This window comes from Brachyspira hampsonii 30446 (assembly GCF_000316195.1).
Taxonomy (GTDB): domain Bacteria; phylum Spirochaetota; class Brachyspiria; order Brachyspirales; family Brachyspiraceae; genus Brachyspira; species Brachyspira hampsonii_C.
The window spans coordinates 975253-987458 of record NZ_JH994110.1 but is presented as its reverse complement, the minus strand read 5'-3'; the positions used below and the strand labels follow the sequence as shown (position 1 = coordinate 987458).

The following is a 12206-nucleotide window of genomic DNA, read 5'->3' as shown; positions in this document are numbered from 1 at the left end:
ATTAAAAACAGAAATTTAAAAATTATAAATTTATATTATCAATTACATTATCAACAAATTTCATAAACTTTTCTTCTTCAGAAAGCCTCTCCCTATATGATAAGCATTCAATACCTATATTTAAAAGAGTATACTCTATATCTCTTCTTATATCATCATCAGAAACCGACTCTATTTCTTTTACTCTCGCACAGCCTGTAGTTCTTCTTAGTAATTCAAGTCCGCATATACCAAATCCTGTTTTCAAGACCTCAAGAAGATAATATTCTACAAAATAATCATTTTGTACTGATATATCAGTACATTCATTTAAGAATTTACTAATAAACTTATCTTTAAAAAGTTTTAGAATGTTATCAATAACATTAAAAAGAAATGATGTATAATTTTTATCTTTGGTAACATACAAATGATAAACATAAGAAAATATAAAATTAGCTATAATAGTACCTAAATCATAGCCTATAGGACCATAAAAGGCAAATTCGCAGTCCATAACTTTTATATAATCTTCATTAACAAATATAGAACCTGTATGTAAATCTCCATGTATTAAAGCCTGAGGATTATTCATAAATTCATACTTTAATTTTGCCGCTTCTAATTGCAGCTGCTTATTGTTATAAAGATTATCCTCAACAAATTTATTTAATGATTTAGAAAAAACATTTTCTTTAAGAACATTAAAAAATGGTTCTCTGAATACTAGTTCTTCGCTTATCTTACAAAGTTCTTTATTGGTATATTTTATAACATTTTCTTTCTTGGCAAACGGATCTATAAAAAAATCAGCTGTAGACAATGTTGTTTCAACTAAAAAATCTGTTATCTGTTCTTGCAAATGATGATATATCTGCCCTTTCATCAAAGCATCTCTAAGCACAAGAAAAGATTTTAAATCCTCCATTACAAATAAATTCATAACTCTGTCTATAGAAATGATTTTCGGAGCCAAATCAGGAAGTATGCTGCCGTAAAAAGATAAAATATCCGCTTCTCTTGAATTTCTATTAATATCAAGTATTCTTCCTGATGAATTGCTTCTAGTGTGAACTCCTGCCTGTTTAAGTATTATTGAATCTTTACCATTGCTTATTCTATATACATAATTAATATTGCCGTCGCCTATTTCTTTACAAATTATATTATCATCCTGAGAAAAATATTTTAATTTATTCTTTACATAAAGCAAAACATCTTTCTCTTCCATCAAAAAATATTCATTAAAATTTGACATAATATTAAACCTATAATTTCAGTTTTTTAATAATATAGCATAAAAAGTATAAATATCAATATTAATAATAATGATATTTATATAATAAATACTATACCATACTATACTACATATCGCATAAATTTTATTTATTTAATTAATATAATTTAAATAAATATCAAATATATTTTTCATAATGTTTAATTTTTTGTAAAATTATTATGTTTTTATTACAAAAATTTTACACATAATTTTTAATGCTAAGCATAATAAAAATTAAAAATCATATTATTTATAGTAATTTCCTAATAATTAGTGAAATTATTATATAAAAAAAATACTAAAATTATTAAAATTTACTAATATAAACATAATATAACTTGACTAAGTCCTTTTTTTGTACTATAATAAGCAAAAAATTTTAATACAATTTATTTTTAATAAGGGGTTAAAATATTATGAAAGTTATCGTAATCGGCTGCAACCATGCAGGTACATGGGCAGCAAAAACTTTAAAAGCTACAGATCCTAATTGTCAAGTTGTAACTTATGACAGAAATGATAATATATCTTTCTTAGCCTGCGGTATCGCTCTTTGGGTTGGCGGCGTAGTAAAAGATCCTAAAGGTTTATTCTATGCTAGTCCTGAAGGTTTGAAATCTGAAGGCATCGATGTTTATATGGGACATGAAGTAACAAAAATAGACTGGGCTAACAAAAAATTACATATCAAAGAATTAAAAACAGGTAAAGAGTTTGAAGACAATTATGATAAACTTATACTTGCTACTGGTTCTTGGCCTGTAACTCCTCCTATAGAAGGATTAAAACAAGAAGGTACTGAATACGGTCTTAAAAAAGGTATTTTCTTCGCTAAATTATTCCAACAAGGACAGGATATCATTAATGAAATAGCTAAACCTGAAGTAAAAAAAGTTATGGTTGTTGGTGCTGGTTATATAGGTGTTGAGCTTATAGAAGCATTCAAAAACCATGGTAAAGAAGTTATCTTAATGGAATCTATGCCTAGAGTTATGGCTAACTATTTTGATAAAGAAATCACTGATGAAGCTGAAAAAAGAATCATAGATGCTGGAATAGAAATGCGTTTAGGTGAAACTGTTAAAAAGTTTGAAGGTGATGACAGAGTTAAAAAAGTTGTTACCGATAAAGGTTCTTATGATGTAGATATGGTAGTTATGTCTGTTGGTTTCAGACCTAATAGCGAACTTTATAAAGACTATTTGGAAACTTTACCTAACGGTGCTATTGTAGTAGATACTACTATGAGATCAAGCAAAGATCCTGATGTTTATGCTATAGGAGACTGTGCTACTGTATATTCAAGAGCTTCTGAAAAACAAGAGTATATTGCTTTAGCTACTAATGCTGTAAGAATGGGTATTGTTGCTGCTAATAATGCTTTAGGAAAACATGTTGAATACTGCGGTACTCAAGGTTCTAATGCTATATGTGTATTCGGATATAGTATGGCTTCTACTGGTTGGTCTGAAGAAACTGCTAAGAAAAAAGGATTAAAAGCAAAATCTAACTTCTTTAAAGATTCTGAAAGACCTGAATTTATGCCTGGCAACGAAGATGTATTAGTAAAAATCGTTTATGAAGAAGGTACAGGCCGTTTATTAGGTGCTCAAATTGCTTCTAAACATAATCATGCTGAAGCTATACATGCATTCTCTTTAGCTATACAAAGAGGTATGACTGTTCAGGAATTTGCTTTATCTGACTTCTTCTTCCTACCTCATTACAACAAACCATTATCTTGGATGACTATGGTTGCTTATACTGCTAAATAATAAATAATAATTAAAGAATAAATTAACTCCTAGTAAATAATATATATTTACTAGGAGTTTTTTATATGTAAAAATAATATTGAAAATAAATTTTATTTCGTTATAATATTTTATTATATTATAATAGATTATATATTTCAAAAATCTGGAAAATTATGAAGATACTAATATTGCAGCAATAAAAACATAATTTAATGCTGAATATTACTTAAATAATTATATTTTACTGAATTATTTGGAAAAGAAAATGAATAATGATTTAAAATACAATATATTAATAGCTTTTATAGCAATAGTAATAAATTTTGCTTTAACATTTATAGTATTATTATTTAAAATACCATTTTTATTTTTAGATTCTGTAGGCACTATTTTGTCGGCTGTTTTGCTAGGACCTATTTACGGTGCTATTGTAGGGATATTAACAAATATTATAATATCATTGTTTATAAACTATTCGCATTTAAATTTTGCAGTAATAAATGCATTAATAGGGATAATAATTGGGCTTATAGCGAGAAAAATTAATTTTAATATAATACCAGCCATTATATCAGGAATTATCATTGGTATAATATCATCTTTAATAGGAACTCCAATATCTGTAGTTTTATCTGACGGATTTACAGGGGCAAAAATAGACAGCTTTATCAAAATTTTAAATGAAAACGGAGTAGATATTTTTCATGCCTCTTTCATAATAAGATTATTAACGAATATATTTGATAAAATACTATCATGCATTATTGTATATATAGCAATAAAAAAAATCATTCTATTTCAAAAAAATGAATGTATAAATGATTCAAATAATGACCGCAATGATGATAATAGTAATAAAAATTAATCAATTAAAAAGAAGGCGAATAAATATGATTTTTGATGCTCATTCTGATATATGGACTGATGTTGCTGTAAAAACTTTAAAAGGTGAAAACAATATTATAAAAAAGTATCATTATGAAAATATGATAAAGGGTAAGATAGGAGGCGCTATATTTGTTATATGGACTGAGCCGAAAAATTATAATAGAGCATTAGAAAGAGTAAGAGAAATTCAGTATTCTATAAATAAAGAACTTGAATATATAAATGATATTATATTAATAGCAAAGAATTATAATGATATTATCAATGCACAAAAAGAAAACAAATTATATATATTTATAGGATTTGAAGGACTTATATCCATAGATGATAATATTGATTTGATAGACGAGTTTTATGAGTATGGGGCAAGACATGCTAGTCTTACTTGGAATGAAGAAAATAAATTAGCTACGGGAGTGAGAGGAAATTCATCAAGAGGATTAACTGATTTAGGAAAAAAGGCTGTAAAAAAAATGCAGGATATAGGCATGATAGTTGATGTATCGCATTTGAATGATAAATCTTTCTTTAATGTTATGGATATTACTTCCTGCCCTGTTATAGCCTCACATTCTAATTCCAGAGCATTATGCAATAGCATGAGAAATCTTACAGATGAACAATTAAAAGCAATAAGAGATGTTAATGGCGTTATAGGATTTAATTCTTATAAAGGCTTCATTGATGAAAACAAAGAAAAACAAAATATAGACAGAGGAATAGATCATATAAAATATATAGCTGATAAAATAGGAATAGATCATGTGGGGCTTGGTTTTGATTATAATGAATATTTTGAAGATGAAGATGCTCCTTATATAAAAGGGTTAGAAAATGCATCAAAGTCTTATGATATTATAATCAAATTAAAAGAAGCCGGATTTAATAATGAAGAAATAGAGAAAATAGAATATAAAAATTTCCATAGAATTATAAAAGAAGTAGTAAAATAATTATTTAATAATTGATATTTTTCATTTTTATTGTATCATATAAAAGTAAATATTTTTTACATTTATATGGAGACATTATTATGAAAAAATATACAAATTTATTTTCAAGTAATATTAATTTTATTATATCAATATCACTATTAGTATTTTCAGGATTAGTATTTTGGGCAATATCTTTTAAATTGATTTCAATTATTATATTTGTATTCTTATTGTTAATTTTATTTTTTACATTGCAAGATAAATTACAAAGCTATATAAAAAATATTAAGTTTTATAAAACTAATAAAGCAGATAAAAAAGAAACTCCATACTATAATAATCATAACACAGAATCAAATAATAATAATAATAATAATAATAATAATGAAAATAAAACAAATAGTTTTGACAAGAATATAAAAACAAACATATCTCAAATAGATGATTCTGATTTAAGACTGATTATAAATGATGTGCTTTTCAAACTTAATTTTATTTTAGAAAAAACCAGCAATAATAAATCATATAAAAGAACTTATAATTCTGTAATTGATTATTATATACCGACGATTGAAAAATTCATGAATAGATATATAGAATTAGATGAAAGCTATATGGATAATAGTAAAAAACAAAAATAAAAAAAGATATAAAAAACTCTATATGCATTATAAATTTGGGATTTAAAAAAATGATTGATGAATTTAATAATGATTCTTTGATAGATATTTATAGTGATATAGATGTATTAAGGGCTATTTTAATTAAAGATGGATTAATCAATGAAAAAGATTTCCCAAAAATATATTTAGCATAGAAATCTATTCAAACATAAACATAGCATCGCCGTAAGAAAAAAATCTATAATTATTTTCTACTGCTGTTTTATATGCATTCATTATATTATCATATCCGGCAAAAGCACTAACCATAGCAAGAAGTGTAGAGTGCGGGGTATGAAAATTAGTAATTAAAGCATCAACGCATTTAAACTTATAAGGCGGATAAATAAATATATTAGTGGAGCCTTCCATTCTTTTAAAATCATAATTATCATATTCGCTTTCCAATACTCTTGCCACTGTAGTTCCGCATGATACAACTCTTCTCCCCTCTTTTTTGGCATTTATTATAATATCATAGCTTTCTTTTGGTATAATAAACTTTTCTTCATGCATAATATGATTTCTTAAATCATCTTCTTTTAGAGGATTAAAAGTTGAGAAACCTACATGCAATGTAACATAGCATACAGTAACTCCAATAGATTTTATTTTCTCTAAAAGCTCTTTTGTAAAATGAAGTCCGGAAGTAGGAGAAGCTATACTGCCCTCATTTTTGGCATATACATTTTGATAAAACTCTTTATCATGACTATTGTATTCTTCCTCACCTTTTCTTTTTCTGCTTTGAATTATATACGGAGGAAGCGGAATCTTTCCTATAGCATCTAAAATATCGCTTGTCAATGATTTTGAAAATTTTATTATTTTAGTTGATATATTATCTTTTTCTATTAATGCCTCAATACCTCCTGCATTTTCTAAATGACTGTAATTCAAATATAATATATCTTTCTCTTTGATATTCTTACCTCTTATAATGCACTCCCAAATACTATCGTCATTATTAACTTTATTAAGAAGAAGAATCTCTGAATTTCCTCCTGTATTTTTCTTTGCATATATTCTAGCAGGTATTACTTTGCTGTCATTTAAAACTAATACATCATCTTTATTTAAATAATTAATAATATCTGCAAATATCTTATGTTCTAATTTACCCGTATTCTTATTTAAAGTCATTAATTTACAATGATCTCTTTCATAATTAGGATTAGTTGCTATTAAGTTCTCAGGTAAATAAAAATTATAGGTTTCTTTATTAAAATAATCTGTCATAACTTTTACCGCTCATTGTTATTTAGAATGTTACTATTATCTTTCTTTGTCTTAAAAATTTGGTAAGGCTTTTTTTAGTTGCAGAACTAGATTTTACGATAGCATATTCATCATTAATTTTTGTTATAATTATGCCTTTTCTTTTAGCCTCATAAATTATTTCTTCTAATTTATTGGCATCTTTTATTATAACAAGAGTAACATTGTCATATACATAAGAAATAATACCTCTTTCATACCATCTCTTTATACTAGTTTCTATATGCTTAGGAATATCTACATTATTGTCTAATAATGTATTTTTTAATACTGCCAAAAATTTATTAAATGAATACTCAGATTCTTCATCGCTTATAATAGTTTTTCCTTTTAATATGTTTTCTTCTGTCATAGTATAAGTGTATACTGTTTCCTGCTTATCAAGTTCAAAATACAAATTACACATATAAATAAAATTATTAGAAAACAAATAATGATTTATCAATGTAAGTTCAAAATTTCCATTAATAAATGATCTTTTTAAATTACTTTCTTCTGAATAAGTATTGATATTCCTAACTGCAAGCACAGCATTCTCATAAAAAGATGCTTCAGCAATTCCTAAAATAAACATAGAATAAATAATACTATTATATGTTTCAGCAGTTATAGAAATATTATATTTTTCTTTCAATTTCATAAACAGTACTGATTTTGATATGCTTTCTTTCTCCATAATGGCAAAAATATGCTTATAATAATCAGAATAATTTTTATAAACTTTTTTTGTTATATTATCCATTCTTTCTTCTATGGAAGATGAAAGATATTTTTTTATATTATCATATTCCAATGATATAAAATTTTTATTATCTAATTTAATCAAATCCAATTTTAAACATATATTTATTATAACAGAAGAATCCAAATTATTAGTTAAAAAATTTACATTAATATCATCAGAAGATAATTTCTGAACATCGCATTCATATATAAAAGTTTCAATATCATTCAATATATTAAAATGATTATAAATAAAAACTGAACTTTCAATATTCTCTTTTAAACTCTTCTCTAAATTCTCTAAAACATTTTTATTATTGACAGCAACATAAACCTTAAGATCATTTTGATAAAAATAAACAGCAAGAATATTAGATTTGCATAAAGTAAATAATTCATCATCATCTATTTTTGCCTTACTATATTCTATAATGTTTCCATTTTCATATATATGTATAATTTTTTGAAGATATTTTTTATAAGTATTAGCAGTATACGGCAGATCTGTATAATATGATATTTTAATATCATCTTTTAAAATTATACTTTCTATTATTGATTTTACATTTGGAAGAAAATACAAAGTATCGTCATGAGAATTTAATCTTCTTCTTTTTATTTTTAAGTATAAAAGCCCTGATTTTTTTATTTCATTAATATAGTCAAAAAATGCAGGTACTTGCTTCTGACTATACTTTAATGAGTATGCTATATCTATAGAATTTAATTCTCTGCTTTCATTTTTAAGTACATAAAGAACAATATCTTTAGCTTCTTTAGATAAAGCATAAAATTTAAAAGAAACTAAGGAAACATTAGAGGATTTAATTTCTAAATCCTCTATATTTTTAGCTTTCCAAATTTTGAATAATTCTTTTAAAGTATCTTTAGAAATTTGATCGTACATATTTTAATTCTTTATTTTATTATAAAGTATTTAAAGAAACCCTGAGGCACATCATCAGGTCTTTTTGATTGTATCCAAGCAACCATAGGTTGACCTTTTATATGTCTGTAAGGAACAAGTCCCCACATTCTGCTGTCGCAGCTTTGATCTCTATTATCACCCATTACAAAGAAATAATCTTCAGGTACATTGTATATATATTCATCAGGTCTGTCTTTAGTATTAGGTACATATATATTCATCCAATACCATAATTTAATATCATCGCTTACCACTTTATCATTAATATAAACTTCAAAAGAACTAAGATCATTATAATAATCAGCCCTATCAACCAGCTTTTTAAATATTATAACATCTCCTTTTTTAGGCACATATATAGGACCATAAATATCTATAATAGGTACAAATTCTCTGTCATCACCATAGAAAAAATATCCCCATTTATCTTCTATTTCACTTCCATTGATAATTATTTTTTTGTTTCTAATCTCTACGGTTTCTCCAGCTGTAGCTATAACCCGTTTTACAAACTCTTTTCTAGGATCCAAATCTACAGTTTTAAGTCCCAAAAATAAATTAGCAGGTGCTAAATGAGTACCCCCTGTAAGTTTCTCTCCTATATAGTCTGCAAGTAAAAATCTAGGGTCCCAAGTAAAAGGAGTTAAAGCAAATATCATAACAGGTAATTTAAGCATCTGAACTAAAGGCGAAGGTTCATAATAAGGCATAGCAGACTCGCATCCGAAAGAAGCAGAAGGAGGAGCTCTGAATACTACTAAATCTCCTCTTTGAGGTGATTTTATCTTCGGAAGTCTGTATCCTAAAAGTCCGTCTGTAAAAGGCAATTTAACTCCGTAAACGAATCTATTTGCAAAGAGTCTGTCTCCGGGCATTATAATAGGTATCATAGAGCCTGTTGGTATTTGATAATTCTGTATTAAAAATGTATTTATAAGAAGAACAATAACTATTGCATATAATATTTCTTTTAATGTATGTTTAAAATTACGGCATTCGCCTATTATTGTTTCTGTAATATTTTTTATAGGATTCTCCATTAATTTAACCCCTTGCAATAATAAATATTGATGTAAAAGTATATAATAAAACTATTAAAATAGCAATTGTATAAAATGAATTTACTAGAAAATATAAAATTATTAATTTGAAATAAATCTTGGTATATATATTCCTAACTTATAAAATTTTACAAAATCATCAATATTTTTTATATTTTCTAAATTTATTTTTATATCATCAATATTATTTGAAGGATATATTATTAAACATTTTGCTACATAATTATCATCGTTATAATACTCTTTATCATTTTTTAAATGTTCAACTACTTTTCTAATTCTAGAATAAGCTGAAAGCTGTTTAATATCATCTTTTTCATAACCATTGTCATTATTATAAATTTCCTTATATTTTGTATCTGCTATATAATTATATTCACTACCTTTAATTATAAAGTCTAATATAAATTTATTATTTAAAACACTTTTCTGATATAATATTTCTGACTTATCTTTTAATGAATCAATAAGTAAAGCATAAACATATTTCTCAAATAATAATGACATATCGATATAAAAAGGAGGAGCTTCATTTTCATTGCATGAGTCCTTATATCTTTTTAATTTGATTATATTAATAGCTAATTTTATAAGAAGTTTATATTTTTTATATAGGGGATTTAATTTTATATTATGAAGTTCATAAAAATGAAGCTCATCAGATACTTCAGAAAAAAAGCTCATACAAGAAAAAGAATTATAAATACTTCCTATATTGGAATAGCATATTTTTAATGCCTTTTTTAATATTCTATTTTCCAAACAGTTTATATCATAATCAAAATAAGAACAGTATACCCTGTCATTTCTGGCAGCCATAATATTTTTCTTTATATGATTTGAAAAGTTTATTTTACCTTTTATTTTTGAATTAAGATTTTCTTCTTTTCTTATAAAATTTCTTTTAAGCCCATTATGAAGTTCTAATTCAAGCATTCTCAAAAAATGTATACTCGTTAATACATCAAGTCCTTTTTTTAATATATTTCCTTTATAATCTATAGGAGGCTCTTCAAAATTAATGCTGTATATTTTATCAAAATCTTTTATTATACTTGAATAGGACAAGCATTTTGAAAACATTTTCATAAAATCAATATTATATATTTTAGGATTAATTATAATATTTTTTGTATATTCATTATCAAGCCAGAAAGCACCTATATAATATGAAAGAGTTTTGCCGTATGAATTTTCTCCAAATATGTATTCTCTGTATTTTGAATTATTTATATATTCAATAAGTAAATCACACTTTATATCCTTATGCTCATTAAATGAAGCAGAATTATTTTTACAAAATTTACATTCGCATTGATTATTTAAATTATCCATAAGAATTATATTGCCAAATCTTTAATAGATTTTTTTATATTGTCATCACTTTTTAATATACCGTCTTTATAATACTCTAATAATAAAGGCTTTATTTCATAATCTAATTTTCTTTTTAGCTCTTCTTCATCTTTAGCCATAAAATAGCTATGCCCTATCATAATATCATCAATCTCGAATTCTTCATTTAATTTTTCTTTAATAATGTTTTCTATATTATTAAATAGTGCAGAAGCTTTTGTTTTTAATTCTTCATTATCATTATAATAATTTTCAATTTTTTCTTTATCTGCTTTAATAGTTATAAATGCAAATCTTCTTCTTAAAGCATAATCAATATATCCTATGCTTCTGTCAGTTGTATTCATAGTACCTATTATATATAAATTGCCAGGCACAGAAAATATTTCTTTGGAATAAGGCAGTTTAACTTCTATTTCATTGTCAGCATTTTTTCTTTTATCAGCTTCCAATAATGTAATAAGCTCTCCGAATATTTTTGCTATATTACCGCGGTTAATTTCATCTATTATAAGCACAACTTTATTTTCATTATTTTCAATAGGCTCTGATAAATGATATTCTTTTTTTAAATATTCTAATAGAGGCTTAACATAAGATATAGAACCTATATTTTTTTCATTTTTTAATGAGTAATAAAATTCTTTTACTCTATTATTTAAATGTACCCATTTCTCAGTTTTATTATTTTCAGGAAGATACCTAACTATATTGTTATCATCTATAGACAAATAAAATGTATTATTATTTACTAATGTTTTTAATTCCAAATAACCTGTATTTTTATCTATTCCTTTAATATCTCTATTAGAAAAATCATACGTAAAATTATTCCATGCCTCTTCTAATCCTATTTTACCAACTTCTTTTGATTTATTACAAGCCTCTTTAAAAATTCCGTCTGTTATTTCATAAGATATATTTCCGTCATTAGAAATAGGTTTATATCCTTCAACAAACTCTTCATAATCCATTGACTGATGAAAAGTTGTGAAAAATATCTGATTATTTTTTATAAGCTCTTTATATCTTTTCATAACTTCTTTTCTGTCATCTGGTACTTTTTCATCAATTAGATTAACAGCAATTTCTGCAGTAGAATAAGTTTTTCCAGTACCCGGAGCCCCTTGAAGTATGATCTGCTTTTTTTGACTTAGTATATTAATAATCTCTTCTTTTTCCATTTTTTTTAGTTCCTCATAATAAACTTTGTTGCATTTGTAAAGTACTTCATATTTTTTTATTAAACCTGCACCTCTATTCTCATAGATGATAGCTTCTTCTAGTTCTATCCATCTATTAACTTCAATTATATCAACTTCATCTTCTAAAGATACACCGTAATAATTGGCTTTTTCCT

General features: G+C 25.1%; 11 protein-coding genes. 5 read left to right on the top strand and 6 right to left on the bottom strand.

Features of this window, described 5'->3' with window-relative positions; genetic code table 11:
* Positions 1 to 22 precede the first annotated feature (22 nt).
* Positions 23 to 1237 carry an S-methyl-5-thioribose kinase gene (mtnK, locus tag A966_RS04380; RefSeq protein WP_008722951.1) on the bottom strand — a complete coding sequence of 405 codons (1215 nt, stop codon included), beginning with the start codon at positions 1235 to 1237 and terminating at the stop codon, positions 23 to 25.
* A 437-nt stretch (positions 1238 to 1674) separates the two neighbouring features.
* Between mtnK and A966_RS04375 the strand changes: the two genes are divergently transcribed.
* The 5 genes from A966_RS04375 (at position 1675) to A966_RS13935 (ending at position 5655) form a co-directional block, all read left to right on the top strand.
* Complete coding sequence (locus A966_RS04375) at positions 1675 to 3033, top strand: FAD-dependent oxidoreductase (RefSeq protein ID WP_008722948.1); 1359 nt, start codon at positions 1675 to 1677, stop codon at positions 3031 to 3033.
* Between the two features lie 247 nt (positions 3034 to 3280).
* Complete coding sequence (locus tag A966_RS04370; RefSeq protein ID WP_008722946.1) at positions 3281 to 3880, top strand: ECF transporter S component; 600 nt, start codon at positions 3281 to 3283, stop codon at positions 3878 to 3880.
* A 25-nt stretch (positions 3881 to 3905) separates the two neighbouring features.
* Complete coding sequence (locus tag A966_RS04365) at positions 3906 to 4856, top strand: dipeptidase (protein ID WP_039955529.1); 951 nt, start codon at positions 3906 to 3908, stop codon at positions 4854 to 4856.
* Between the two features lie 80 nt (positions 4857 to 4936).
* Complete coding sequence (locus A966_RS04360; protein WP_008722942.1) at positions 4937 to 5479, top strand: hypothetical protein; 543 nt, start codon at positions 4937 to 4939, stop codon at positions 5477 to 5479.
* A gap of 50 nt (positions 5480 to 5529) precedes the next feature.
* Positions 5530 to 5655: a hypothetical protein gene (locus A966_RS13935; protein WP_008722940.1), complete on the top strand. Its 126-nt coding sequence runs from the start codon at positions 5530 to 5532 to the stop codon at positions 5653 to 5655.
* 4 nt (positions 5656 to 5659) lie between these two features.
* Here the strand turns inward: A966_RS13935 and queA are convergent, their stop codons facing one another.
* The 5 genes from queA to A966_RS04335 form a co-directional block, all read right to left on the bottom strand.
* A complete protein-coding gene (gene queA, locus A966_RS04355) occupies positions 5660 to 6739 on the bottom strand; it encodes a tRNA preQ1(34) S-adenosylmethionine ribosyltransferase-isomerase QueA (protein ID WP_008722937.1) in 1080 nt (359 codons plus the stop codon).
* A gap of 22 nt (positions 6740 to 6761) precedes the next feature.
* Complete coding sequence (locus tag A966_RS04350) at positions 6762 to 8408, bottom strand: hypothetical protein (protein WP_008722935.1); 1647 nt, start codon at positions 8406 to 8408, stop codon at positions 6762 to 6764.
* 11 nt (positions 8409 to 8419) lie between these two features.
* A complete protein-coding gene (gene lepB, locus A966_RS04345; protein ID WP_008722932.1) occupies positions 8420 to 9469 on the bottom strand; it encodes a signal peptidase I in 1050 nt (349 codons plus the stop codon).
* A 102-nt stretch (positions 9470 to 9571) separates the two neighbouring features.
* Positions 9572 to 10825 carry a 5-methylcytosine restriction system specificity protein McrC gene (locus A966_RS04340; RefSeq protein ID WP_008722929.1) on the bottom strand — a complete coding sequence of 418 codons (1254 nt, stop codon included), beginning with the start codon at positions 10823 to 10825 and terminating at the stop codon, positions 9572 to 9574.
* Positions 10826 to 10830: 5 nt separating this feature from the next.
* Positions 10831 to 12206, bottom strand: a 1376-nt coding sequence (locus A966_RS04335) for an McrB family protein (RefSeq protein WP_008722927.1), incomplete at its 5' end; no start/stop codon positions are given.